General features: G+C 35.0%; 17 protein-coding genes, 1 tRNA gene and 3 pseudogenes. 10 read left to right on the top strand and 11 right to left on the bottom strand.

All coding sequences use genetic code 11. The features are described from left to right. Positions 1–43: 43 nt before the first annotated feature. Positions 44–2,857 (top strand): excinuclease ABC subunit UvrA, encoded by a 2,814-nt coding sequence (uvrA, locus tag OOL01_RS04595; RefSeq protein WP_264686425.1) that lies wholly within the window; start codon positions 44–46, stop codon positions 2,855–2,857. 51 nt (positions 2,858–2,908) lie between these two features. Further along, the gene (locus OOL01_RS04590) at positions 2,909–3,613 is read left to right on the top strand and encodes a ComF family protein (protein ID WP_264686424.1); all 705 of its coding nucleotides are present in this window, start codon (positions 2,909–2,911) and stop codon (positions 3,611–3,613) included. A gap of 115 nt (positions 3,614–3,728) precedes the next feature. Here OOL01_RS04590 and OOL01_RS04585 read toward each other — a convergent pair. Then, positions 3,729–4,010, bottom strand: a pseudogene (locus tag OOL01_RS04585) (transposase); the annotation flags it as partial. 482 nt (positions 4,011–4,492) lie between these two features. Between OOL01_RS04585 and OOL01_RS04580 the strand changes: the two are divergent. The 5 genes and pseudogenes from OOL01_RS04580 to OOL01_RS04560 form a co-directional block, all read left to right on the top strand. Continuing rightward, positions 4,493–5,452: an ankyrin repeat domain-containing protein gene (locus tag OOL01_RS04580; protein ID WP_264686423.1), complete on the top strand. Its 960-nt coding sequence runs from the start codon at positions 4,493–4,495 to the stop codon at positions 5,450–5,452. 305 nt (positions 5,453–5,757) lie between these two features. Continuing rightward, positions 5,758–7,074: an AAA family ATPase gene (locus OOL01_RS04575; RefSeq protein ID WP_264686422.1), complete on the top strand. Its 1,317-nt coding sequence runs from the start codon at positions 5,758–5,760 to the stop codon at positions 7,072–7,074. A 511-nt stretch (positions 7,075–7,585) separates the two neighbouring features. Further along, positions 7,586–10,780, top strand: a complete 3,195-nt coding sequence (locus OOL01_RS04570) for a glycoside hydrolase/phage tail family protein (protein WP_264686421.1) — start codon at positions 7,586–7,588, stop codon at positions 10,778–10,780. A gap of 88 nt (positions 10,781–10,868) precedes the next feature. Next, positions 10,869–12,032 (top strand): annotated as a pseudogene (locus OOL01_RS04565) (hypothetical protein). A 180-nt stretch (positions 12,033–12,212) separates the two neighbouring features. Continuing rightward, positions 12,213–12,818, top strand: a pseudogene (locus OOL01_RS04560) (hypothetical protein); the annotation flags it as partial. An 81-nt stretch (positions 12,819–12,899) separates the two neighbouring features. Here the strand turns inward: OOL01_RS04560 and ltrA are convergent. Together ltrA and OOL01_RS04550 are read right to left on the bottom strand one after the other, a co-directional pair. Next, entirely contained in the window at positions 12,900–14,144 is a 1,245-nt protein-coding gene (ltrA, locus tag OOL01_RS04555) for a group II intron reverse transcriptase/maturase (protein WP_007302363.1), read from the bottom strand. 52 nt (positions 14,145–14,196) lie between these two features. Further along, positions 14,197–14,337, bottom strand: a complete 141-nt coding sequence (locus OOL01_RS04550) for a hypothetical protein (RefSeq protein ID WP_019078704.1) — start codon at positions 14,335–14,337, stop codon at positions 14,197–14,199. A gap of 395 nt (positions 14,338–14,732) precedes the next feature. Between OOL01_RS04550 and OOL01_RS04545 the strand changes: the two genes are divergently transcribed. Next, positions 14,733–15,209 (top strand): hypothetical protein, encoded by a 477-nt coding sequence (locus OOL01_RS04545; protein WP_264686418.1) that lies wholly within the window; start codon positions 14,733–14,735, stop codon positions 15,207–15,209. A 91-nt stretch (positions 15,210–15,300) separates the two neighbouring features. Continuing rightward, positions 15,301–16,128, top strand: a complete 828-nt coding sequence (locus OOL01_RS04540; RefSeq protein ID WP_264686417.1) for a hypothetical protein — start codon at positions 15,301–15,303, stop codon at positions 16,126–16,128. A gap of 81 nt (positions 16,129–16,209) precedes the next feature. Here the strand turns inward: OOL01_RS04540 and dnaQ are convergent, their stop codons facing one another. The 7 genes from dnaQ to rpsD form a co-directional block, all read right to left on the bottom strand. Next, complete coding sequence (dnaQ, locus tag OOL01_RS04535) at positions 16,210–16,869, bottom strand: DNA polymerase III subunit epsilon (RefSeq protein WP_372436136.1); 660 nt, start codon at positions 16,867–16,869, stop codon at positions 16,210–16,212. 831 nt (positions 16,870–17,700) lie between these two features. After that, a complete protein-coding gene (lipA, locus tag OOL01_RS04530) occupies positions 17,701–18,564 on the bottom strand; it encodes a lipoyl synthase (protein WP_264686416.1) in 864 nt (287 codons plus the stop codon). After that, the gene (gene rpmB / locus OOL01_RS04525) at positions 18,557–18,871 is read right to left on the bottom strand and encodes a 50S ribosomal protein L28 (RefSeq protein WP_007302640.1); all 315 of its coding nucleotides are present in this window, start codon (positions 18,869–18,871) and stop codon (positions 18,557–18,559) included. The genes lipA and rpmB overlap by 8 nt, the downstream gene beginning before the upstream one ends. Positions 18,872–18,925: 54 nt before the next feature. Then, on the bottom strand, positions 18,926–19,249 hold the full coding sequence (locus OOL01_RS04520) for a DUF721 domain-containing protein (RefSeq protein ID WP_006012687.1): 324 nt from the start codon (positions 19,247–19,249) through the stop codon (positions 18,926–18,928). Positions 19,250–19,516: 267 nt separating this feature from the next. Next, a complete protein-coding gene (gene iscX / locus OOL01_RS04515) occupies positions 19,517–19,711 on the bottom strand; it encodes a Fe-S cluster assembly protein IscX (RefSeq protein WP_007302643.1) in 195 nt (64 codons plus the stop codon). 20 nt (positions 19,712–19,731) lie between these two features. After that, positions 19,732–19,818, bottom strand: a tRNA-Leu gene (locus tag OOL01_RS04510). Between the two features lie 10 nt (positions 19,819–19,828). Continuing rightward, positions 19,829–20,443 carry a 30S ribosomal protein S4 gene (gene rpsD, locus OOL01_RS04505; protein WP_006012690.1) on the bottom strand — a complete coding sequence of 205 codons (615 nt, stop codon included), beginning with the start codon at positions 20,441–20,443 and terminating at the stop codon, positions 19,829–19,831. Between the two features lie 113 nt (positions 20,444–20,556). Between rpsD and tkt the strand changes: the two genes are divergently transcribed. Then, a complete protein-coding gene (gene tkt, locus OOL01_RS04500) occupies positions 20,557–22,521 on the top strand; it encodes a transketolase (protein ID WP_264686415.1) in 1,965 nt (654 codons plus the stop codon). A 346-nt stretch (positions 22,522–22,867) separates the two neighbouring features. Here tkt and OOL01_RS04495 read toward each other — a convergent pair whose 3' ends face one another. Then, the gene (locus tag OOL01_RS04495) at positions 22,868–24,793 is read right to left on the bottom strand and encodes an AAA family ATPase (RefSeq protein ID WP_264686414.1); all 1,926 of its coding nucleotides are present in this window, start codon (positions 24,791–24,793) and stop codon (positions 22,868–22,870) included. Between the last annotated feature and the right edge of the window lie 8 nt (positions 24,794–24,801).

Raw genomic sequence — 24,801 nt, 5'->3', positions numbered from 1 at the left:
GTTTATGTATTTTGAGGCTGTAATGGTCAAAGGTACATGAAGTATGATCAGAGTTAAAGGTGCAAGAGAGCATAATTTGCAGGGTATTGATGTCAATATACCAAAAAATAAGTTAGTTGTTATAACTGGACTAAGTGGTTCTGGTAAGTCTAGCCTTGCATTCGATACGATTTATGCAGAAGGCCAACGCCGATACGTCGAAAGTCTATCGGCTTATGCACGTCAATTTCTTAATATTCAAGATAAACCAGATGTTGAGTCAATCACAGGCCTCTCTCCTGCAATATCAATTAATCAAAAGTCGATCTCAAAAAATCCAAGATCAACTGTTGGAACCGTTACTGAAATTTACGATTATGTACGTTTGATATATGCACGAGTGGGAATACCTTATTCGCCTGTAACTGGGTTGCCAATAACGAAACAGGCTGTATCTCAAATTGTAGATACTATTATAGCATTACCTTTAGAAACTAAAATATATATACTTGCTCCTATTGTGCGTGGCAGAAAAGGAGAGCACTTCAAAGAGATATTGGAAATTAAAAAGCAGGGTTACGTGAGACTAAAAATAGATGGTGAAACATACAATATAGATGACTTGCCTAAACTCGACAAAAACAAGAAACATGATATTTTTGTTATTGCAGATAGAATCTCCATGTCAGATGATATAGGAAATCGACTACCAGGCAGTATAGAATCAGCATTGAGGCTGGGCCATGGCTTAATGTATGCAGAAATAGTGAACTTACCTGATAACCACAATTCCGAGTATAAAAATGGTCAAACTTTAACTTTCTCAGAGAATTTTGCATGTCCTGAGTCTGGCTTTACTCTTGAAGAAATAGAGCCAAGATTGTTTTCTTTTAACAGCCCCTACGGTGCATGCAGTTCATGCAGTGGGCTCGGTAAAAAACTAAGTGTTGATGCAAAGCTAATAGTGCCAGACGAAACGCTCTCGATATCTGAAGGTGCTTTAAAGCCAATTGGATCAATGTTCCGTCAAGTGCATACAAACTATGGATTGCTAAAAAATGCAATTCTATCACTGGCTGAAAATTGCAAATTTAGCCTTGATGTTCCGTGGAAGAATATAGACCAAAAAGTGAAGGATTTAATACTTTTTGGCTCTAGAGAAATGAAATTTCAAGGTTTGGTCAGTATCCTAGAACGCCAGATGGATTACGATGCATCACTTATTGATAGGTATTGTTCTGTTACTGACTGCAAAGAATGTGCTGGCTATAGATTGAGAAAAGAAGCACTTACAGTGAAAATTGACGAAAAACATATAGGTGAAATATCAAGGCTCAGCATCGATGAATCCCTTAAGTGGTTTGGAAATTTATCAGACAAACTTACAGAACAACAAAGGCAAATTTCAAATAAAATATTAAACGAAATAATCAAAAGGCTGACATTTTTAAAGAATGTAGGGCTAAATTACCTTACACTTGACCGTGAATCTAGCACTCTCTCTGGTGGTGAAAGCCAGAGGATCAGGCTTGCTTCGCAAATTGGCTCTGGTTTAACAGGAGTGCTATACGTGCTTGATGAGCCCTCAATTGGCCTTCATCAATGTGATAATGATCGATTAATTACCACACTTAAAAATCTGAGAGACATGGGTAATACTGTGATTGTTGTTGAACATGATGAAGACACAATAATGGCTGCTGATTATGTGATTGATATTGGTCCTGGAGCTGGCGTGAATGGAGGAAAAATCGTTGCAGAAGGAACACCAGATCAGGTACAAAAAAATTCAGAAAGCATAACAGGACAGTATTTAAGTGGAAAGAAGGAAATTTCAATTTCAAAAAGAAGAAAGCAAACAACTCAGTTCATAAAGGTAGTTAATGCTTGTGAGAACAACTTAAAAAATATAAATGTTGAATTTCCTATAGGGAATTTTATTTGTGTTACTGGAATATCAGGAGGAGGGAAATCAAGTTTAGTGATAGAAACATTATATAAATACTCAGCACACAAGATAAATCATTCATCTGCAAGGCATGGTCAATGCGACAAAATAGAAGGCCTTGAGTATATAGATAAAATTATAGAAGTTGATCAATCGCCAATTGGTAGGACCCCAGCATCAAATCCAGCAACATATGTTGGTATGTTTACTAACATCAGAAATTGGTTTGCAGGTCTCCCAGAGTCGAAGGCACGAGGTTACAATATAGGCCGATTTTCATTTAATACCAAGGGAGGAAGATGTGAAGCTTGTAAAGGTGATGGGCATTTAAAGATCGAGATGCATTTCCTACCGGACGTTTATGTGAAATGTGAGCAATGTAGAGGACAGAGGTATAACCGAGAAACATTGGAAGTTACTTACAAGGGAAAATCAATTTCTGATGTGCTTGATATGACAATAGATCAAGCATGTGACTTTTTTGAAAATCTTCCAATGATAAAGGAAAAGTTGATTTCTTTACAGGAAGTAGGGCTTGGCTATATAACGCTTGGACAGTCGTCAACAACGTTGTCCGGGGGTGAAGCACAACGAATAAAGCTGTCTAAGGAACTATCAAAGCGATTTACCGGGAAAACATTGTATATTCTCGATGAGCCAACAACTGGGTTACATTTTGAAGATGTAAATAATTTACTGAAAATACTCCATAGGCTAGTTGATTTAGGAAATACTGTTATAGTTATTGAGCACAATTTACATGTTATAAAAACTGCTGATTACATAATAGATATTGGTCCAGAGGGTGGAGTAAAAGGTGGCGAAGTGGTTGCTGTAGGAACTCCAGAAAAAGTTGCACAGACTCCAAAAAGCGTTACAGGCAAGTATCTTAAAACATATTTATTGGATCAAGTATCGACTATTTCTTAATAATTAGGTTATGAGGAGCATTTTAAAAGGTATACCTAACATATTTAATTCATGAATCTTCTCTTATTAAAAAAAGCTACAGATCTCATATTTCCAAACGTATGCGTAAGTTGTGAACGTATAATTGATAAAAGTTATGATTTATGTAGTGAATGCAATAAAAAAATCAATTTTTTAACTAAGCATTACTGTAATGTTTGTGGTGTAGTAATTCCAGATAACATTGATACATGTGGTAAATGCATCAGTAACCCTTCACCATTTAAAGTATTAAGATCAGTTTTTGCTTATGATGAACATAGCAAAAATATGATTATAAATTTTAAATTTTTTGATAATTTAAATTATGTGAAAGTCTATGCAAAGTGGATGTACAAAGCTAACAAAGACATGTTTCAAAATGCAGAGGTCATAGTTCCCATACCGCTACATAAAATACGCTTATTTAAACGTAAATATAATCAAGCATCATTGCTCGCGAAGGAATTAAGTAAGTTATCTAATTTATCTTATACACCATTTGCAATAAAACGTATTTGTCACACCAAACCTCAAGCTGGTCTTTCACTTAAACAGCGTGAAAAAAATTTGAAAAATACTTTTAAAGTAAGTAACAGCGAAATTATCAAAAACAAAATCGTGATATTGGTTGATGATGTAGTAACAACTGGCGCAACCGCAAGGTCTTGCTCTCAGGAAATTTTAAACTCTGGTATAAGAGAAGTGAGAGTGCTATCGCTTGCAAGAACTGTATGAAAATCAGCTTTAAGGTATAATTTTCATTTTTGAAAACTGTTTAGTGTCTTAGTACTAACTTCTGTATCATTCCTCTTAAAAAAAAGTCTAGTTATAGTGTATACGGAGTCTATAATTATAGCTCTTTTTCTAATAGTTCGAATAGCTGAATATTCTTTCTGGCTAAATTTTTTATAACAAACCAATGGTTTGATTAAAATCAGGAGAATATGGAGGCAGATATATAACTTCAGCACCGACACTTTTAACAAAGTCACTTATTTTCTATGAAAAGTTGCATTATCCAAAATCACCCAGCAAAAAGCTTGAACTAGCTATTAAAAACGTCTGTATCGCAATAGCCTTCAAAAATCATAGGCGCCATAATTTTTCCCTTATTCAAAGCTGCAATCATATTTTTGAATACTCACTGCATTCAGAAAAAAATAGGTACATGCTAGTGTAATAGCACTGGATGTAATAATTGGAACAAGTAAAAAAGCCTCTATTAGTTTTCTTATAGAGCTGGCTGGTTTAATGCTGTTATTATTCAATGATGCAAAATAATTTTCACTAAGGTTGGCCATCCATTTTGCGCCAGATAAGACCCTCTCACTATTTTTTTAGATAAGTTAACTTGTATTTGCTTTCCCATGTTTATAATTATGCTAATAATAAATATGATAAGATCAATATAAATTTTTTACTTCCGTGTTTTTTCTATTGTTGTTTATAATGACTATAGTTACATCACATATTTCTTTCAATTAAATGGATCAGTTATTTATTACAAATCACTGACTTTTTTAATGGATTCTTTTTCTAAATAATTTCCAAAAATGTGTTTACTTTTGTTTGTAATTGTGTAGTAACTGCAACGTAAAGTTATAGGAGGTAAAGATGGATTTTGAAAATCTGAAAAAGATATTAAGTGCAATTGATAAAGATGCAAGTGTAAATAAAGATAATGTAATTAATAAAATAAAAGAGGTATTGCGAAGGGAAGATACAATAGCGTATCAAGAGTGGGAAAATAAAAATTTTAGTATAAATCATACATTCATCCAAAGTGATCCTGATGCCGAATTTACATTATTAATTGCAGCTGCAGCAGCTGGCTGTAAGGATTTAGTGAATGTTTTATTAGATAGGCATGCGGATGTTCATGTAGAAGGTGAAAATAGAGAGACTGCTTTGCATCATGCCGTTTATAGTCGATGTGTAGGTGTAGTAAATGCTCTACTAAAAAAAGGTGCTGATGTTAATGTAAAAGACAGAAGTGGTAGTACTCCTTTGCATTATTCTACTTTAAGTAACCATATAGAGGTAGTAGATGCTCTGTTAGCTGAAGGCGCAAGTGTTCATGTAAAAGATAGAAATGGTAGTACTCCTTTGCATTATGCTGCTAAAAATGGCTATTTAGAGATAGTAGATGCTCTACTAGACAGAGGTGCAGATGTTTATGAAAAAGATAGTTTGCAGAAAACTCCTTTGTATTATGCCATTATAAATCACCAAGAAGATATGGTAGAGAGTATAAAAGGGTTTTTAAAAAATAAAGTAGTTCAAGGTAGTGTAGTTGTTGGTGGCTTAGTTGCCATGTTAGGGAATTTTGTAACATCGACGCTTTTTATAACCGAGACAATGGAAATTACATTAACATCTGTTACGGCAGCAATAGCTGTATCTGCATCAACAGCATTAACATCTGGTTATGCTAAATATCTAATGTCAAAATTCGATAACGAAATAAAAGAAATAAAAGAGCGACAAAACGTAATGGAAGGGAGGCAAAGCTTAACAGAAGGGTGGCAAAGTGTAGATCTACAAAGCATATGTATACATAATGCTCTTTCGTAAATTTTTACTTCCGCACTTCTTTAGTGTTGCTTATAATAACTATAGATTTAGATCTTAATTAGAGGCTTTAATTACCTACTTTAAGTTATTGAATTTCTTATCATAGCATCTATCATTCCAGTACCCTGGAATGAAAGAAAAAGAACACTGAATTAAAAATACAACATACCATCTTATATCTTAATACTGCATAATACCTCGATCATAGATTGATTAAGGATGCCTTAAGTTAGTCTTGCTTTACTATGAAAAGCTTGTACTCTTTAAATGTATTATTTATAAATTAACTGTTTATAAGCTAAAATATGTCTAATAGAGCTAATATAACTTTTTTTATAGCTGGTGCTATTGCTTCCCTTACATTAATTACATCTGGAGTTTTTGCTGTAGCTCCTTACGTTGCAGCTTTAAATATAGCTCCCCCTGTTATTTTTATTTTATTTGCGCTTTCTGCAGTAGTAATTGTGTTTTCATATAAAATGATTAAACAAAATAAAAAATCTCAAGAAAACTCGAAAGCTGAAGTCGAAGAGCCGAATAAAGGGTTAAGGAAAGAAGAAAATAAGCTAACTCCAATTAAAGAAGAATTAGAAGATGGAAAGGATAAAGAAAATAAATACGGGTTTAGTGATCTAGAAGAAAAAGTTCATAGAATTTCAGAGAATTTTGTAACGAAAGATGAAGTGAATGGGTTAAAAAAAGAGGTTAGTGATCTTTCTGCAAGGTTAATTAATAGTCCTGCAACAAAAAATGAAGTAGAAGCAAAGCTGAATATGGAATTTTACGCAAAAGATGAAGAAAGAGGGTGGAATACAACATTTAGTGATATTATATTACCAAATGACATAAAAGAAAAGTTGAGAGGAATTTGTGAGTCAAAAAGCGGAGGATATCTCTTGTACGGTCCACCAGGAACTGGTAAGACTAGTATTAGTAAGGCAATTGCAAATCAAACTAAATCTCTGTTTGCGTTTATGTCTGTTTCTGCGTCTTGCTTGTCTAGTCAAAGGAATATAGATCAAGTTTTTGAGAAAGCAGAGACAAACAGTCCTTGTATGATTTTTATAGATGAGATTGACGGAGTTGGTAAAAAGCGAACTGTTAATGAGGATGCAGGGCCTTTAACTTATTTACTCACTAAATTGGATAAAGAGTTTTTATCCTCAAAAAATATAACGGTGATTGCTGCAACTAATCATAAGGATCATTTAGATACTGCGTTTACTAGGGGTGGTCGTTTGGAGTGTATTGAGGTTCCTGGGCTGGATAAAGAAAGTACACGTAGGGGAATACTAAAAGAATATCTCAAAGAATTAAGCCCTCTAAATATTGAAACTATTGTAAAGAGTACTAATGGTTTTTCACCAGCAAATCTGATTGGTTTAGCCAAGTATATACGAGAGGAGAAAAGTAAAGGCAAAAGCACTCCTATTTTCACTTTATGTGAAAGATTTAAGAAGGAACATAACATTGAAGATAAGAAGAATGAGAAACATAGTAACGGAAAAACTAAAAACAAGGATACAAGGCTATCATCTGGAAGCTTATCTAGAAGTTCATCAGTAAGCTCTTCATTGAGTGATGTATCTTCTCGAGAAAGTAAGTGGCAAATCGAGGAATAAAGAGAATTACTACACAGTCTGGGATGACGCCATGCAAGTCGAATCATGTCATTCCAGTGCTTGACAATAGTTTTTATCCAGAAGGGTCATTGAACTTCTAAAAGGGTGTCATTCCAGTACTGGAATCTAGGAATTTTTTGAGCACGCAAGTTATGCCAAGTTTTTTGTTGGTAAGAAAGGCTGGATCCCAGTACTGGGATGACAGGAAGAGGGCTACTCGGGTGAGATCGAAGGGGCTACTTGCATGACAACAAAGGGGCTTGCTTGCATAACTCAAATTCAAAGAAAAATCATTTAATGTCATTCCAGCGCGTGACGCTGGAATTCAGAAATAAAGAACAATGGATCCCAGTGTCAGCTACTCGGATGACAGGAAAAGGGCTACTCGGATTACATCCTTTTTTTCCTGGATACCAGTCGCATGACACTACTATATAGTAGGTCCCAATTTTATCCCAGTCTGGGATCTTCTTTCAAAAATTCAAAACAATCTATTAAAAAGGAGAATATTATGTCTACAATAATTTTATCATCAATTTTAAGTAAAGCGGGCAGTATTTTTGGGCCAATTGGCCAGATTGCTGGATCAGAACTCGGTGCTCTGCTTGGTGCACAGCTTGATAATGTAATATTTGGTCTTGATGCCGAGCAAAAGATAACGCATGGGGCGAGGCTGAAAAATCTGCAAGTTCAAACCTCAACTTATGGCAAAGCAATTCCAATTATCTATGGCACTGCTCGCATTGCTGGAAACATTATTTGGTCACAGCCAATAAAAGAGGAGGCGATAACCACTCAAAATAAAACAGGAAGAGGTATAAATATTACATATAACTACTATGCAACACTCGCAATTGCAATTTGCAAGGGGAAAGTAGAAAAATTAAATAGAATCTGGGCGGATATAAAATCGCTTAGTTTTGATGAAATAGATTATACTTTTTACCACGGCAGAGAAGACCAAAACCCTGATCCGTTTATGTTATCAATCGAAGGTGAGAAGAATGTACCAGCTTATAGAGGAATATCTTACATAGTCATCAAAAATTTCCCTTTGGCAGACTATAGTAATCGTGTTCCGGTGTTTACATTTGAAGTGCAAACTGCACTGAAGCTCAGTGGATTCTCAGTAGCAGAAAACATTAAAAATATCAATATCATACCAGGTTCAGGGGAGTTTGTGTATGATACGAAAATACAGAAGAAAATTGCACGAGAAAAAATAAGCAGTAGTCAATATATTCCCTATGGACCGGTACAAAGAGTAAATCACAATAATCACACAAAAAAGAGCGATGCTATGCTTTCTTTGGACCAATTGAAGGAAAGTTTACCAAATGTTGAATGGGCATCGGTAGTGGTTAATTGGTTTGCAAGCAGTTTGAATATCAAAGATTGTAAAATATATCCTGCAGTTGAATTTCAAGACGATTCTGCTATAGTGCCTGATGATTGGCAAGTGGGAAATATAACCAGGGATAATGCCCAGCTCATTTCAAAAGATAATCATGGAAATCCAAGATATGGTGGTACAGTTAGCGATGCAGCACTAATAAGATATATAGAAGAGCTGCATAGCAGAGGTTATAAGGTGATGCTCTATCTAATGCTCTTGCTTGACACAAAAAACAAAGAGTGGCGAGGAAAATTGAGCGGTACTCCTCAGGATATAAGTGATTTTTTTGAGAATCAGTATAGCAAATTCATAGAGCATTACACGAGCATTGCCAAACAAACTAAAGTGGAAGGGTTTATTATTGGTTCTGAGTTTGCTCAGCTTACCAGAGTAAAAGATGTAGAGGGTAACTATCCTGCAGTAGCAGAGCTAGTTAAAGTTGCAAAGCAAGTAAAGCTTCAGCTTGGAAAAGAAGTAAACGTAACTTACGCTGCCGATTGGAGTGAGTATCATTCATATGATGGTTGGTATAATATGGATGAACTATGGTCTTCACAGTTCATCGATGTTATTGGCATAGATGCTTACTTTCCACTCACCGATGGCCCAGAACCTCCTTTTGGCTATTCCGCGAAAGATGTAACGGGTGGTTGGAGCAGTGGGGTAGGGTATGATTATTTTTACGATTACTCAAAAAGTGATCCTGAGAAAATAAAGTATAATGACAGCGAATATGCGTGGAAAAATATCGAGAAATGGTGGAGTGAAGTTCATGTAAATCCAGGTGGTAGTAAAACAAAATGGCAACCAAAAATGAAGAAAATATGGTTTACCGAATATGGATTTCCCAGTATGAACGGCTGCACTAATGAGCCCAATGTGTTTGTTGATAAAGGTAGTATAGAGAGTAAATATCCACGATACTCAAACGGAGAGGTGAGCTTTCTTTCGCAGAAAACTGCAATCGAAGGAACATTAAAAAAGTGGCAAAGCTCAGAAATGGTGGAGAAAATGTTCCTCTGGGCGTGGGATGCAAGGCCATTTCCTTATTTCCCCAATTTATGTGACATGTGGGCTGACTGCCATAACTGGCAGACCGGGCACTGGATTCAGGGAAAAATTTCACAACTTAATGTTTCCGATGTTTTGTCTGATCTGTTGCAAAAGGTAGGTCTCAAAGGCGATCAGTTTGATACAAGTGATGTTAAAGGATTACTATCTGGGTATGTAATAAATGATCAGCAACCCGTACGCTCAATTATTAAAATGCTGCGAAGGTGCTATTTTTTTGATGTGGTTGAACAGAACTCAAAACTGAAATTTATTCAAAAGGGCAGGGGAGTGAAAACTGAAATACCAATTGGCGAGATGGTTACCAATAACGTTGCAAAACTTGTTAATATTAGTCAGCTAGATTTAAATAGTAAAGTCAATGTTGTCTATTTTAACCGCAATTTTGGCTATCCAATTGATGTGAAATATGCTGAACTGCCAAAGCAGGGCAATGCTGCAACAGTTGAAATACCTCTCATTATGGAGGAAGGGGAGGCGCAAAATATAGCTGAAGTTTTACTTTATTCTTCGTGGCAAGAGAGAAATGTATACAACTTTAAGCTCCCGATAAAATATGCATGGCTTTTACCAAGTGATGTCATAGCAATTTCAGATGGCGAGAAAAGACATACGATGAGAATTATAAAAACAAAGTTTGAAAGCATGTCCATTCAAGTAATGGGAGTTGGTTATGATCCCTCTATATACAAGCTCTCCTTTCCTTCAACAAGATCACTTATGCTTAAAGAATACCCTCCTTCTCGCGTCAGTAAATCTATCGTGGAAATGATAGATTTACCGCATATTAAAGGTAATATCGCAAGCTTTACTTTAATTGGTGAAGAAGAGAATTGGAAAGGAGCAACGCTCTTTATTTCGTATGATGATAAAGATTATAAGCCTATCGCAAGTGCAAACACACAATCTACTTACGGATATGTTATGGAATCTAGCAATGAGGAAATTGTAGTAGTATTACGCTTTGGCAAGCTGGATGCAACTGCATCAGCACTCGTTGGCAAAGAGATAATAAAATTCCAAAATGCTGAGCTTATAGGTAAAAACAAATATAAGCTTAGTGACCTAATTAGAGAACAAGAGGGTACTAAGAAATATGAACACACCTCAGGTGAAAAATTTATTCTACTTGATGATTCAATAATTTCTTTTGAAGTGCAAAAAGGGAGAAAGTTTTATCTTAAGGCAGTCACTTACGGTGATTCATTAGATAATACGGAAACAAAAATTGTAAACTGAGAGAGCGTAAGTGAAATCTTAATGTCTACTTGCATTTTATTAAAAAATCTACTATATTATAAACATAGCAATATAGTAAGGTAAAATAATGATCGGTAATATAAAAAAATTATCAAATGAAGCGCCAATAATACTAACATGGGTGCCAAGAGTACATGGTGCATCTTTACCAGATGGTAAAAATAGTACCCTGAATTATTTAGAAATAATTAAAAATCATAAATTAAAAAACAAAGAGGAGAGAGACATATATCTGGTTATAAATGGTCCTGGATTTGAAGAAAATCAAATAGATAATTTAAAGCGTGAACTGAAAGAAATTAAAGGAGTGCATGTTGTAGACTTACACCAATATGACTGGAGTGAGATAGATGAAGGATGGAAAATAGATGGTAAAGATATTAGCATAAAGGACTTCTTCAAAAATATGTATAATATGTCGGAGGAGCAAAGGATGTATTTTGCTATTGAAATAGATACTTTTAGATTAATTGCTCTTGCTCTTTCAGAAAAAATGACAGGAGAGAGAGGTGCAATATATATAGACTTTGATTCTTTAAAAGCCATTGACACTCATATAGGGAAGGATATAACAATCCCTGAGGGAATATTGTTAGGGGCTGTATTGGTAATGCCTGACCAGAATAGTGGAAGAATTATTCAAATAGCCTTAAATAATGATCTAGTTGCAATAAATGATTCAAGCGTAGCAGCTGATATTTTATCTGAGTATAAGGATAAAATATTAAGCCAAAAAGAAATGTGCAGTGATATAAAACAACGTTTACCATTGTTAATGGATGAACTATTGGATAAAGATCTTGCGAAGCTGAGAGAAAAGAAAAAAATTACAGAGGAACAAATAGAAATAATTGAGGGAAAGGTAAAAAAAACAACCAAAGAGGTAAACAGATACGTAGATGATCTTGAAAAGAGAGGAATAGTAGCGTTGTATGATACGCAATCACAAAATTTTCAATATCTTAATTCATCATATCTTGGTTGTTCTTCAACAGGTTTTAACTTAGGTCACGTACACATTCAAAAGGTAGTTACTAAAGGACTGATTGGTGAAGAAGTTAGCAGATGTAAGTTATTTACTTTTGGAGGGAACAATGGTAATTATGTTTTTAAGTAAGAGAGCGACCTATCCTGGATGAAGGGAAAAGATCTATACCATGAACGAGTAGATAACAAGCTGGAAGAAGCAAAAATAGACCAGATGGCAATGGAAAAGCTATCGCTTGCATAACAGTTATTAAAGGACTTTCTATATTAAAAATAGAAAGTTCTTTGAAGCAGAGACTGTAAACTAAAACTTATGGTAGGTAGTAAGGAAGCGAGAATTTTTGGAGAATACTTAAATTTTACTTATGCTTTGCTAGAATTTCATTATAATAATATAAGTATATCAATGTGTTGAGGTAAAATAATGATCAGTAATGTAAAAAAATTATCAAATGAAGCGCCAATAATACTAACTTGGGTGCCAAGAGTACATGGTGCATCTTTACCAGATGGTAAAAACAGTGACCTTAATTACTTAGATATAATAAAAAATCATAAATTAATAAATAAAGAAGAGAGGGATATATATTTGATTATCAACGGTCCTGGATTCAAAGAAAATCAAATAGATGATTTAAAATGTGAACTGAAAGGAATTGAAGGAGTACATGTTATAGACTTGCATCAGTATGACTGGAGCGAAATAGATCAAGGATGGAAGATAGATGGTAAAGATACTAGTATCAAAGATTTCTTTAGAGATATGTATAACATGACAGATGAACAAAGAACATACTTTGCTGTTGAAATAGATACTTTTAGATTAGTTGCTCTGGCACTCTTAAAGCAGTTTACAGGACACGAAGGTGGGATATATATAGATTTTGATTCTTTAAAAGCCATTGACTCTCATATAGGGAAGGATATAACAATTCCTGAGGGAATTTTATTAGGGCAAATTACTGCACATGTTAATCAAGAGACCGGCAAAATTATTAAAACGGATTTAAATAATGATCTGATTGCAGTAGGAGAGTAGACCGGCGGAGCTTCCCCACCAGTCTCTCGCAGAACTGCACGGAAACCTCTCGGCTTATACAGCTCCCATTATTTAGCCTTTTGATCCTAACCCAAGTGTCCAATGATAGAAAATACTTGGAGACCTCTTTCTCACTTTTCCTAGAAATTGCTTTGCTAGTCTTCCGTGATCACGAAGTTTCTTATATTTTGTCCTGACCCATCTTATGAGGTATCTCTCTATATTTCTAAGAGATGGATACATCTCTGATTTATAAAACCTGCCATAGTACTGAAACCAGCCTCTGACTATTGGATCTATCTTCTTCGATATTTCCTCTAGTGTGGTCCATGTAATCCGATGTATTCTCCATGACTTTATGGTTTTCTTGATCTTCTTCTTGGCTTTGTTACTAATTGCAGGTAGAAATGAGATGAAATAATTCCTCATCTTATTCTTTGCTACTCTAGGTCTAAAAGTATAACCTAGAAAATCAAAGCTTTGTTTAGGAAATTGTTCTTTTCTATCATCATCCTTACTGTACACAATCTGTGTCTTTTCAGGATGTAACTTCAATTTACACTTAGCCAATCTTTCTTCAATCATTACTTTCATAAATCCTGCCTGTCTTTTAGTTCTGCAGTGCACTATCGCATCATCTACATATCTTTCAAATGGTACTGTTGGATAATTTTGTTTCATCCACATATCAAACGCATGGTGCATAAATATGCTTGAAATGATTGGGCTTATAGAACCTCCTTGCGGAACTCCTTTATCCCTTGTTACCCTACTGCCATCTGCTTGCTGAATGGGGGCTTTCATCCACCTCTCAACATACAGTATGACCCATTTGCAGTCTGTGTGTTTCTTGATAGCCTGCAGTGCTAAATCGTGGTCCAGATTGTCGAAAAATCCAGATATATCAAGATCTACCGTCCAATCATTTTTCCAACATCTCTTCCGTGCTGTGTATACCGCATCCAGCGCAGACTTATTTGGTCTATAACCATATGAATCTTCGTGAAATTTCGGTTCTACTAACGGCTCAAGATACATTGTAGCTGCTGTTTGCGCTATTCTGTCGAATACTGAAGGCACACATAAAATTCTTTGCCCTCCTGTATCTTTTGGTATCGCAACAGCTTTTACCGGCTCTGGAAAATAACTTCCGGATGACATCCGATTCCATAATTTGTATAGATTATCCTTTAGATTTTCTTCAAACTTTGTTATCGAGACCTCATCTACACCTGCTGCACCTTTATTTTTCGATACTTGTTTATAAGCTCTCCAAATAAGTTGCTTCGGTATATCAAAAGACTTTGTTTTATTCATTGACTCCTCCCTTTCGGTTGATAAATAATTAAAACTAAATAACTTAGCCCCTTCACTCCATTTCCATTACAGAAACTTCTTCGCTACTACGAGCTAATCCGCCCCTGTTTTTCGCATCGGTACTCTCATCCTCAGAGATCAGCTCTTTGGACTTCTCCCTTTTCATCGAAACGACAGGTTCCCGTAGTTCCATGCAATAGCCTAAAATAGATTCACGCCACTTTTATGCCGGACGCCACCTACCCAGTAAACAAGCTCCCAGTAGATTCATCCCAGGTTAACGACTACCCCCTGGTTTTGACGTCGTCTCTACGCTTTCGACACTTCATCAGTGGTTCACTTGCGTTCGTCTCTCTATTTCATACATGACACATAATTGTGCCTTTTCCATAACGCTCACTACCTTAGCTCTTTACCAAAGCAGCTTATGGCTGTTTGAAGCCTGCTCTTGCAAACCGGCTCCGAGGGGCCCTCCCTCATCTACTGCACAGCTTCAACACTTTCCGTGTTTCTACGGCGCACAGTTGTCCACATATAGCGATTAATATTTTATCTCAATATAAAAGCGCAATACTGAGTCAAGAAAAAATGTGCTATGAGTTAGCAGAGCGTTTATCTAATTTTGTGAAAAAAGAAAAACTACGGTTTTTTGCTATTTATAAAGGGTTGGGAGAGAAACAGCTGTTAGATGATGAAGCGAAGAAAAAAGGGAAGAGTGTTATAGAGGAATTAGATAAGATAGAGCGCAAAATAGTTGATCTAAGAAATGGTAAGATAAGAGAACTATATGATCCGCTAGTCTGTCATTATTCTAGGTATCGTGAAATAGGTTTAAATTTAGGTCAATTTTATACCGTGGAAGTAGTCCGTAATGGATTGATCGGTCAAGACAAAAGCAAACTAGGGCTATTTTTTTTCGAAAAGAACAATGGCAATTACGTTTGTACAATAAATGGTGACCTATCCTGGACGAAGGGAAAAGATCTATACCATGAACGAGTAGATAACAAGCTGGAAGGAGCAGAAGTAGACAGGGTAGCAATGCGCTTGCATAACAGTTGTTAAAGATAGAAAGTCCTTTAAAGCAAAGGTTCTAAATAATTGACAGTCAATAAAATATAATACTAGTATTAATCTATGTGATAGAGGGAATAATATGGCAAAAAAAATAGTTAATGCATTAAAATCTGAAGTGGAAAAGCTCAAGTATGCTGATTTAAAATCTGTGCCAATAAAATCAGATTGTTGGAACTCTGGTTACAACACATATATTGACCTTGGTAGATCACACAACCTTACTATTAATGAGAAAGAAGTGCCTAATGAGCTTATTGAGAAGCTATATTCAAAACATAAAGATCTCATTTTAGAAGATGAGAATGGAAGAAAGAACTATAGTCCATTTCTTAAGCAAATTTTCATAAAAATATTTGAATATGCTGGTGCAGAAGTTCCGAGTGACTCTATCATGGAAGAATTGATAACTAACTATCATCAAGAAGGGTATAATCATTTTCTGTTTCTTCATATATTAAAGGCTCTTTCTCCATTTGGCTTGCTTGTGTTAGATTCTAGCATAACAATAACTTATAGTATGGATTGCCGTGACTCCAATTGTCTAAAATTTAATTTTAGCATGGATTGTATAAAGGTGTGCAGCAGTGATCTTGTTAATGATATTAAAACACCAGGTTTTTGCAGTTCAGTAGAATTTAAACTAAAATGTAAGGGTCGAAATGTAACATATGAGGATGGTAAAGTGCTTATTAATATTCCGAAAGAGCTGAAAAATTATAAAGCAAGTGGTAGAAGTTTGTGTGACATTACTATTGAGTATTTTCAAGAATTTTTTGGAAATTTGGGATTTAAATTTGAGACAAAAGTGGAACATATTCTAGGTGAACCACTTAAAGTGTTAAAAGATGTAAATACATACCATGATAAGAACTTAAACTTGAACCAACAGTTAAGTAATTCAAGATAAGATATTGAGATTCGCATTTTTAAAGCTAGAAAACACATTCATTGAGAGAATAATTTCGCTACTGAAAGCAAAAAGGCGTTTTTACAATCTTCTATCTACTACTCCCTCATGAACAGATACGTTAATCTCATCTAACTGCTCACTAACTTCTTCATTACTTGGCAAGTGTCCTCTAAGAGATAAGTTACGTACTGCATGCTGACATCGATCCAAAGGAGTTTGTAATCGCTCAACATATACTTTTGCTAGCAACTCAGCGTCAATTAGCGCTCCATGTAACTCCCTACTCTCTAGCGATATACCAAAACGCTCACACAATGCACTTAAAGAAGCCGGTGGTCCAAATTTCTTTCTTGCAAGCGGTAATGTATCTAACACTCTGTCTGAAGAGATTAATTTGGCATTCAGTTTACCAAGTTCCATGTTCAAAAATTTAATGTCAAATCCAGCATTGTGAATTACCAAAGTATCGCTAGATATAAAATTAAGAAATTCAGATGCAATCTCTGAAAATAATGGCTTATCCTTTAGAAATTCTTCGCTGATACCGTGAACTTTAAATGCACCTTTGTCTATGCTCCTTTCTGGGTTGATGTATCGATGGAATACTTTGCCTGTTGGAATATGATTAATTAGTTCTACACACCCTATTTCGATAATTCGATGGCTATTGACATCAAGACCTGTAGTTTCAGTGTCAAGTACTATTTCACGCAGCCCATCTTGTTTGGAAAGTTCTATACTTAACCTACTACTAGGATCTGACTGACTATTGGTAGCTTGTATCGTTTTTTTTCTTTTAGCTACTAATTTTTTTGTAGCACCTTCACCATCTTTTACTCTAGAGTGTCCAGGCGCTTCGGTTATTGAGCTTTTTTTTATACTATCAAGGATAACTTCTTTATCATTTAAGAATTTTTTACCGTTACCTTCTACATAAAGTGAGGTGAGATTTTTGAGTGCTATATCTCCTCCATAGTGGTGGCGCCACACTCCAACAATGTTGTTGTTTTCTACATTTAATAAAGTAAGATTTGGGAGACGTTTGCTGCCAATCAAAAATGCAAAACCTATGTCTCCAATATTGTTATTACTTATTTCAAGTAAAGTAAGGTTTTTTAGATTGCTTTTACCTATATATCCTGCACCTTCAAAACCAAGTTTATTGTTCCTTAGAGTAAGCGAAGTAAGATGTGTAAGTTTACCTAACTCTTTTACATCTTTACTATCAATCTCTACATTTATTAAATTAAGCTCGTTAATATCTTTTTTATTCTTTAGAAAGTTTACTAGATCTCTTACATCAATCTTAGCACTTATATCTGATATTGTTAAAATTTTGTCATGTACATAGTCACTAAAGTTCACCTTACCCTATGTTAATATACTATGTAAATATTTTAGCTGGCATCTCAGTAGCTGTCAATTGCTTATATAAGATCTTAAACAGCTGGTTTAGGTGCTGTAAAATTCATACTTTTTGTGATCAGCTAAGTAAAAAGTTAAGCCCAGGGCAACACACTAAGCTTTCCTGACTTATTGTCCCAAATTTGGGACAATAAAATCGAGATGTCAATTACAGGACTTGAGCCTGTTAAAATCTTCTTCAGCGTGATATGATGAACGGGTTAATGGACTTGATGCAACTACCAAGAAGCCTTTAGAATAAGCAATATATTTATAATGCTCAAACTCTTCTGGAGTAACATATCTATCAATTTTTGCATGCTTTGGAGTTGGTTGCAGATATTGACCAATTGTAATGAAATCAACTTCGGCGCTACGTAAATCATCCATAACCTGAAAGATTTCTTCTTTTGTTTCTCCAAGACCAACCATAAGCCCTGACTTCGTGAAAAGTTTAGGATTAATCTGTTTCACCATCTTTAGCAAATATAGTGAATGAAAATAACGAGCTCTTGGTCTTATTTTTGCATACAGCCTTGGTACTGTTTCGATGTTGTGGTTATAAACATCAGGTGATGCAATAGCTATTGCTTCAAATGCTCCTTTCTTATTTAAAAAATCAGGAGTGAGAATCTCTATTGTTGTTTCCGAAGTTATCTTTCTAATTTCTTCTATACACCTTATAAACTGATTTGCACCACCATCTGGTAAATCGTCACGGTCAACAGAGGTAATGACAACGTGCTTTAAATTTAACTTTTTTATTGCTTTTGCTAAATTTTCTGGTTCATGAGGATCGAGCTTATCAGGAATGCCAGTTGCAACGTTGCAAAACGCACAAGCACGAGTACAAACAGAACCGAGAATCATCACAGTAGCATGACGTTTATTCCAACATTCACCAATATTTGGACACGCAGCTTCTTCGCATACTGTATGTAAGTTATGTAGCTTAACAGTGTTTAAGGTTTCATTGAATACTTTACCAGCTGGAGCTTTTGCTCTGAGCCATGTAGGCTTACTATGCATCTGAAACAGCTAGCTCTACCTCTTGTTTTGCTAAAACTTTCTTTAATCTTCTTTTTATCTTTTGCGCTTCTTTACTTAGTTTAATTGTTTTTGTGTTGAGCAAGAAAGCATCAAGATCACCTTTGTAATCTATAGTTCTTAAAGTTCTTGTCGCTATACGAAAGCTAAACTTTTTTTCTAATATATTACTCGTTAATGTAACCTTATGTAAATTTAAGAGAAAGGTACGCTTTGTTTTACGATTTGAGTGCGATACCTTATTACCAAAAGACTTTTTTCTATTTGTTAATTCACAAATTCTACTCACTTCAATATACCAATTTATCCTATGTAACTAGGTTAACCTTATATAGTTAAATAGTCAACTCCCTTGCTTGATTTTTATACCGTATACTGCTTTATAGCCAAAAAACACTGTAATTTTTTCTATTACAAGAGAAACCATATGCTGCATTTCTAATGCTTTACTGCCATTTGTTACTAACAGATGCAGAACACCAGAATTTACGTTTTGTGCGTATGAGATCTTTTGTGGTTTTGTACATTCTGCTAATTCCTCTCCAACTATACTTTTCCAGTTTAAAATAAGACGTATTTCATTTTTGCTGATCTTATTTTTCATGCATTTTAATGCATAGTTTTCTATTATAGATTTTAATTTCTTTGGCCCGCTATATTTAAACATCTTTCCAGTGCTTAAAATTAAATTATATTACAACTTTCTTATACAAAAAACTAACTTATTGTTTTCATAATCCTCGGCCTCACACATAAAAAGCAGTATTTGTATATCTAGCATTTGCCAGAATTTTGTGTTTCCTACCTTGTAATCATTTTTAATTTTAATTTGTTAAATTATTATGAAGCTAATTAAAATTCGAGTAAAGTATAGTATTTCCAAGAAGATTATCTTTTTACTGTATGCAGTAATTTTCTTATAGCTATCTGTTTTTTAAGATCTTTCTGCAATCCAAGCTGCTTGAATGGCCTCTAATATTTTTTCATTACAATACTTTTCATCATCATCAAACTCTTCTAAATCCAAGACTTTTCTTTTAAGTTCAGTGAATCTAATACTAATTATATCTTCATTTGGAAATTTCTCTTCTAGAGCTTCTGCAATATCTTCTATATCAAGCCATTTCATACTTTTTTAATAAATTAAACTGGTGCCCATGGGGAGACTTGAACTCCCAAGGTCGCAAAACCCACGGATTTTAAGTCCGCTGCGTCTACCGATTCCGCCACACGGGCCTTATGTTGTTTATCTAGAGTAAAATTCTACTACTAAATTGACTTCCATGTCTGCTGAATAGGGGACTTCGGAATATTGAGGCGCTCTCAAATACTTCACTGAAAGTGCTTTGCTGTCTGCCTCTAAATAATCTGGAGCCTTACGTTCTTGTTTTTGTTCAGCCTCTATTAATATAGGAATTTTTGCTGCTCTTTCCCTTATTTTTACTATATCACCAGGCTTCACTCTATAACTTGATATGTTAACCACCTTATCATTAACTGTAACATGTTTATGAGATATAAGCTGTTTTGCCGAGTAAATTGTTGGCACAAAACCAGAGTGATATAAAACAGAACTTAACCTTGATTCTAAGGCACCAATAAAATTATCAGCCGTATAACCCTTTCTTTTGTAGGCATCTAAAAATGTACGTCTAAGCTGCTTACTTGAAATTGCATAGTAGAACTTAAATTTTTTATGTGCAGCAAACTGCTTACCAAAATCAGATAACTTCTTAAATCCAAGAATACCATGCTGACCTGGAGGGTATTTTCTTTTATTGACCGAATCTTTTGCTCTACCCCATAAGTTTACACCAAGCCTGCGACTGATTCTATACTTTCTATTGATAACAGTTGTCATACAAAAATTCTCACAATCTAACTATAAATTATTAATGATTTTAACATTAAGTGTCAACTTGTTTTTGCCACTATGATATAGTATACTTCACTTTTAAGTTTTCCTATTAATACATGAATCATCTACTACTAAAATCCATGGCAAATGCTGTCCGCTTTTTATCAATTGATGCAGTACAAAAAGCAAATTCTGGACATCCAGGTATGCCACTTGGCATGGCAGATGTTGCCACTGTATTATTTGCTAAATATCTAAACCATAACCCTGATGATTCTCAATGGATCAGTAGAGATCGTTTCGTCCTATCAAATGGTCACGGTTCAATGTTGCAATACTCTATATTATATCTGACAGGCTACATTAGTATAGATGAACTAAAAAACTTCAGGCAACTTACATCAAAAACTCCAGGTCACCCAGAATTTGGCTTAACTTCTGGTATAGAAGCAACAACAGGCCCGCTTGGTCAGGGATTTGCCACTGCTGTTGGCATGGCACTTGCTGAATCGATTCTTGAAAAGCAGTTTGAAATCAGTCACTACACTTATGTAATGCTAGGAGATGGTTGTCTTATGGAAGGTATAAGCCATGAAGCAGCGTCCCTTGCTGGGCATCTTAAATTAAATAAGCTGATAGCACTTTTTGACGACAATGACATCTCTATAGACGGCTCTACTAGCCTCTCTTGCTCTGATGATGTAGAAAAGCGTTTTTCAGCGTATGGATGGAATGTTGACAAAATCGATGGGCATGACTTTGATGCTATATCCCTTGCAATAGAGCAGGCGCAAAAGTCTGATAAACCTACACTAATCTGTTGCAAAACTATTATCGGAAAATTTTCGAGCCGTGCTGGCACATCTTCTGCTCATAGTGGTGCCTTTACAGAGGAAGATGTAAAACAGATGAGAGAAAAATTAAATTGGGACTATGAACCATTTCATGTACCAGAAGATGTGAGAAACGCTTGGATAGAAACAGTTAAGAGGGCAAAGCAAAACTATACATCCTTGATCAATAAAGAACTACAAAGAAGACTTGAGAAACGTTTGCCGAATAATATCGAGAGTGATTTGGCTGATCTGAAGAAACAAATATGTAAGCTAATGCCAAACGAAGCTACTCGATCTTCTTTCGGCAGAGTAATGGAACTATTAACTAAGTCTATGCCAGAACTAATTGGTGGCTCTGCTGATCTTACCGGTTCAAATTGTACTAAATATAAGCACATGCAGGCAATAGATAGTAATAATTATAGTGGCTCTTATGTACACTATGGAGTGAGAGAGCACGCTATGGCAGCTTGTATGAATGGTATGGCTCTTCATGGTGGGATTATTCCTTATGGTGGAACTTTTTTAGTGTTTTCCGACTACTGCCGCCCTGCTATACGTCTTTCAGCCTTGATGAAACAGCAGGTTATATATGTAATGACTCATGACTCAATTGGAGTAGGAGAAGATGGTCCAACTCACCAGCCAATAGAGCATTTAGCTTCTCTGAGAGCTATACCAAATCTGTATGTTTTTAGGCCAGCAGATGCAATTGAAACTTTGGAGTGCATTAGCATTGCACTTGAAAAAAAAGAGTCACCTGCACTATTTGCGCTTTCAAGGCAAAATATTAATTACATGCACTCTTATACTGACCAATTGGCCAACCTATCAAAATTTGGTGCATATATACTATGCGAATATTCAGGGAAGCTAGAAGTGACGATATTTGCTACCGGATCTGAAGTTGAAATTGCAGTTGAGGCAAGAGAAAAATTACAGGAAAAAGGTGTAGGTACAAGGGTCATTTCTATGCCGTCTTGGAGGCTTTTTGACGAGCAAAGTGATGAATATAAAGGGGTAATATTAAATAATGATAGTATTAAAGTTGCAATTGAAGCTGGAAGTGAAGTGGGTTGGCATAAATATATAGGTTCAAACGGTATATTTATTGGCATGAAAAATTTTGGAGAATCAGCACCTTATGAAGCTCTTTATAAGCATTTTAATATTAGCGCTGATTATGTAGTAAAATGTGTTTGTGAAAACGCTTTTTATCATTCCACTGCCCATAAAATTACTTAATGAACTCAGCCAGTGCCGTTATTATGATATATATAACAATTTTACAAAAATAATATCATAGAATTCAAGAATTGCTACGTGCTAAAAAAAGCAAAATGCTGTTTATAAGAATAAATGGCAAACACTCAACCAATTTCTATTTGTAAATCAGGTGAAGTCAAACCTATAAAAAATTTGGGAGTGTTCATACGCGTCAAGAAAGGTGGTTTTTTTAAAAATATCTTAAATTTTTGATCAAAAACTACCTCACTCTACACTTCCGCCATTTTCTTCAATTTAAGCTACAGCACCAGCAAGGACTTTTTAACTTGCCAAACAGGTACAGATTTAAAAGCCTAAAAACTATCTAAACAACTACAAGATTAGTAGTTTGATCAATTTCAACATTACTAAGTGTTGTATTTGCCTTATACAAACAGTAACATCCTGCTGCAAGAAAAATTAATGCGGCTACAGCGAGTGAAAGACACATTGCTAAATGAAACATTGTCAAACTTGCACCAACAGCAGATGCTCCAGATAATACAAAAGAAATAGAGGCGTAACTACCTTGCCTTTTACTATTGTTGCTTGCTCCTAAGAATTTTTCATATTTACTATTTAGCTCTTTATTTTTACCTTCAAATTGTTTTTGTAGATCTTTAACTCGATTCTCTAATGTGCTTTCATGTTTCTTGAGTTCGGTTGTTACCATACTCTCTAATTCACTCTTTAGTTGAGTATATTTTTCAGTGATAGTCTTTAGATTATTATTCTTTAATTGAGTGTGTTCTTCAGCACATTGAGTTACTTTAATTAAGTCTTTCCTTACAGAATCTAGGCCCTGTTCTAAGTTACTGCTCATAGAGTCAAGTTCTTCAAATATTTCCTCACGTTCTTCCTGTAGCGCATTAATTTTAATTTGTATATCATTAAGTAATTTAGTCACTTTAGCCAACTGTTGAGTATCTACAACATTTGGACCACTATTTGCAGAGCTATGACTTTCTACATTATTTTCATTATCAACAGGACTATTGAGTGACTCTAGATCATTATTAACTTGCTCACTTTCAGGCCCTTGAGATTTCTTCTTCTTAATTGCCTTAATGAAGTGATTCTTGTTAATAGCGACTTTTCCTTCAGTTGTAGCATTATATATAATATCCCATGCTGTTTTATTTATTAAATATTCTAACTCAGCTCCCGAGAAACCATCAGTTTTATCTGCAAGTTTTCCAGTATCTACTGTAACTTCCAACCCTTCGGTATCTTTGAATTTTTTTATATATAAGTCCAATATATCCTTACGCTGGGTCTTATCTGGTAAAGGAATTTCAATATGATTATAGAGACGGCCTGGCCTAGTAAACGCTGTGTCTAAAACATCTCTACGATTAGTTGCAGCAATTACTGTTACACCTTCTAGTGGGTTGAAACCATCGAGCTCGGTTAAAAACTGATTCACAAGGCTGTCGCATGATTGAGCATGACTAGAACTACCACCGCTACCACGTTTTGTAGCAATACAATCAATTTCATCTATAAAAATTATACAAGGAGCATTTGCTCTTGCCTTTTTAAAAATTTCTCTTACGTACTTTTCACCTTCACCAATATACGATTTCAGAAATTCAGATGCAGAAACACTAATAAACTTTGCATTAGCTTGACATGCAATTGCACGAGCAATTTTGGTTTTACCATTTCCGGGTGGACCATAAAAAAGATAGCCTTTTTCTGGTTTGTAACCTGTCTTTTTAAGTAATTCTTTATTTCTTTCTGGAATAGTACCAAGAATCTTGTTTAGCTCCTTTTTAACGCTTTCTGGAATTATAATATCATCAAGTGTTGTTTTATTTTCCGATTTAGCTGGATCAAAAATTTCTATTGAAGAGTTACTTTGTGTGAATTTATTTATCAAACTATCCATTGTTCTAAAATTTTCTATACCTTTAACATTAACTTTTTTAAGACCAGCTAAAGCTTTTTCTCCTTTATCACCAATGTTGTTCAAAGCTACATCAAGTGAAGTAAGGTTTGTAAGATTACCATTAGCTAAAGCTTCTGCTCCTTCATCACCAATACTGTTCGAACTTAAATTAAGTTGAGTAAGGTTTGCAAGATTACCATTAGCTAAAGCTTCTGCTCCTTCATCATCAATATAACAGTGTTTTAAACTAAGCTTTGTAATATTAGGATTGCTCTGTAAAAATCTTACTAATTCACTTATGTTTATTGTTTTCGAGTGCAAATCAAGAAAGTCGTCTCGAACAAATTGACTAAAATCCATTTCGTTTC

This window comes from Wolbachia endosymbiont (group B) of Rhopobota naevana (assembly GCF_947250615.1).
Classification (GTDB): Bacteria; Pseudomonadota; Alphaproteobacteria; order Rickettsiales; family Anaplasmataceae; genus Wolbachia.
Note: the sequence above shows the minus strand (reverse complement) of the source record. Positions and strands in the feature narration are given on the sequence as shown.